Genomic DNA, 2,155 nt, shown 5'->3' with positions numbered 1-2,155 from the left:
CCCTCCACGGGGCGCATACCGCCTTTTCTTGTTATCCAGCCCTCCGGCTGTATCGGTTGAGCAAAAGTCCGCGTGGGATTGATGTGGTATCTTTAACTTTGGGAAACTCCCTGCTCCCACTTCGATATGGTCTGCCGCACCACATTCAGCTTGACTGCCAGTTCCTGCTGGGAAAGCCCTTTTGATTTTCGGATGGCTTTAATGCTTTCGTTTAACATAAGGGATAACTCCTTTCGCTTAGGTGTTATCGTCATTATAGGAAAAATGGCCCGTTGCCGCAAGCAATGCAAAGTAACATGTGCTATTTCAGCAATTCCCTCCGCAAATCATCCAGATATAGCGCCTGCTTCACCGGATGCCGGATGCCGGCTTTCAACCGCTCCGCCTTACACCGCCGCGCATTGCTTAAATACACCTCGTGATGGAAGCGTTTTTTTCCGAAGTCTGCTGCATAGTCCTGTGCCTTGGCGTATTCCTCCATAGCGGCTACGGCGACCTGATGTTGAGCGGGAAATACGCGCGTTGGTTCCAGATCGGGCCGCAGCGCGGGACGGGGTGAAAAAGACGCGCCCGCCGAGAGTCCGGTCATGCGGTTCAGCTTAAGCAGACGGAAATCCTGCCGCAGTCCGCACTATCCCCACGCATACCACGCCCACCAGATGAATTCATAGTAGCGCCCATAGTGCTCCATGACGACACGAGTTTCACCATCAAGAGGCCTTAACTGATCGGCGAGAACAGCTACCGTACTCTTCTTGCTGGAAACGTCAATACCTATTTCGTTCATGAAGATCATTCCTGTTTGGAATTTGCGATGAACAAAACCATCTTATCCATTGTCGATTCTATCTGTTTGCTGACTCGAACGCTTGTGGCTCTACCTGCACAAATCGAACACTGCGAATAAGAGGGTGGTTGACTGGCTTCGCGACGGGCGTAAAAGCCCTTTGAGGTGAAGGTCAGACCATTGCCCCACTATTCTGACATTTTAGGCAATGAGATATCCCATGCTTATGGTTGACTACCATAAACCAAGGGAAAATATATAGTAACAGGAGGTTCGCAAACGGTTACGAAAAATCACATCTGAGATCGACGAGGGCAGCTATCTGGAGCCGTCCAAATGCCGTGTAGGAAAATGGCTGGATATCCGGCTGAACGAGTACACCGAGAACATCAAGCCGTTCACCAAATATCCCCATCTGGTGACCATCAAGAATCACTTGAAGCCCGCTTTCGGCTATGTCCGTCTGTCTGAGCTGAACACCGTCATGGTACAGGCGTTCCTCAACAATCTGGTGCGCAGCAAGGCGGAGGGCGCTAGGGGGTTATCCCCCAACGCTGCAATCAACATTCACAGTATATTTCACCGCGCCACCATCTCGTCTCAGTCCGGTGATGATCCCAAAACCGTACAGAAAAATCAGGGTAAAAATAAGGGTCCAACGACGATAGCAAAAATACGAATTCTAAAATAAGTTCTGAAAATGACTTAAGATATAAAAAATACGGTATTAAACCAAAGTTTAATACCGCATTTCTGGCGGAGAGTCAGGGATTTGAATTATGCCGGCCACATCCTATGCTGTTCGAATCGTTCCCAAAGCAACCGTTTTTTCAGATAACCCGACAGAAATCTTTCCATTTTCATTCCAATATATTCTGACGCCTCCTACCGACATAAGGGAAAATTAAAGGGAAACTTTTTTATTTCCCTAACGCTCTATCTTGTTTCACTTATCGTTTTCTGTTATACTCTGTTCAAGGCACTGTCACCAGGCGGCAGGCGGTCAGCTACTCCCTTGCGAAAGGGGGTGATAGCTTGTGTGGTCGAAACTCGTTCGTTTCATTGTATGCACTGCATGTTTGCTATACATACTAACCATATATGCGAAATGACCGCTGCACCCTCGACAAGTCAGCGGCCATTTGACTAAAGATTCTGAGGGCTGATCGTCTGTCGACAGTGCCCTTTTTCTATATTCAGTATATCCATATCAAGCGGGATTGTCAAGCCGCGTTGAACAAGAACAAGTGGCCGATACTGTAGGAGTACAATACATCTTGGACAGTTGAATAAAAAAGGGATGAAGGATAAGGCCTCATCGGTTAAAGTTGAGTTGCTACACTTAACTTGACGAGAGGGGGCCATATC

Annotated in this window: 2 protein-coding genes and 1 pseudogene; 1 reads left to right on the top strand and 2 read right to left on the bottom strand. The window is 47.9% G+C overall.

Going from position 1 to position 2,155, the window contains the following annotated elements:
- Positions 1–101 precede the first annotated feature (101 nt).
- A pseudogene (locus tag ACTQ3V_RS15460) lies at positions 102–218 on the bottom strand (helix-turn-helix transcriptional regulator); the annotation flags it as partial.
- A gap of 83 nt (positions 219–301) precedes the next feature.
- A complete protein-coding gene (locus ACTQ3V_RS15455; RefSeq protein ID WP_441468275.1) occupies positions 302–589 on the bottom strand; it encodes a hypothetical protein in 288 nt (95 codons plus the stop codon).
- Between the two features lie 490 nt (positions 590–1,079).
- Here ACTQ3V_RS15455 and ACTQ3V_RS15450 point away from each other — a divergent pair, with 490 nt between their 5' ends.
- A complete protein-coding gene (locus tag ACTQ3V_RS15450) occupies positions 1,080–1,478 on the top strand; it encodes a tyrosine-type recombinase/integrase (protein ID WP_441468276.1) in 399 nt (132 codons plus the stop codon).
- Positions 1,479–2,155 lie beyond the last annotated feature (677 nt).

It is taken from the genome of Candidatus Agathobaculum pullicola (assembly GCF_052117205.1).
Taxonomy (GTDB): Bacteria; Bacillota; Clostridia; order Oscillospirales; family Butyricicoccaceae; genus Agathobaculum; species Agathobaculum pullicola.
The sequence above is the reverse complement of the archived record's forward strand: the minus strand, read 5'-3'. Positions and strand labels throughout refer to the sequence as shown.

Coding starts and splice junctions, on each gene's coding strand:
- ACTQ3V_RS15455 (WP_441468275.1), bottom strand. CDS start 589: ATGACCGGACTCTCGGCGGGCGCGTCTTTTTCACCCCGTCCCGCGCTG.